Origin of the sequence: Dialister sp. CAG:357, assembly GCF_000435155.1 — a bacterium.
Classification (GTDB): domain Bacteria; phylum Bacillota; class Negativicutes; order Veillonellales; family Dialisteraceae; genus Dialister; species Dialister hominis.
Genome location: NZ_FR896430.1, coordinates 889 through 1,119, shown reverse-complemented (window position 1 = coordinate 1,119; position 231 = coordinate 889). Strand labels below are relative to the sequence as shown.

The window sequence follows — 231 nt, the reverse complement described above, 5'->3', positions numbered from 1 at the left end:
TCGACCAAGGCGCAGGAAGTACTTGACTGGCATGCGGAAAGAACTCTGGAAGACATGTGCCGGGATACATGGAACTGGCAGTCAAAGAATCCTGAGGGATATAAGAAATAGTATCGCTAATATATGTATATAGAAAGGATATAACCCGTGAAATACGATTATCTGATTGTTGGAGCTGGACTTTTTGGAGCTGTATTTGCCCATGAAGCAGTAAAAGCTGGGAAAACCGTT

The 231-nt window shown here is 42.9% G+C and carries 1 protein-coding gene; it reads left to right on the top strand.

Annotation, left to right across the window (positions count from 1 at the left end; genetic code table 11):
* Positions 1-147: 147 nt before the first annotated feature.
* On the top strand, positions 148-231 hold an 84-nt coding region (locus tag M3200_RS09515), incomplete at its 3' end, for an NAD(P)-binding protein (protein ID WP_353867220.1).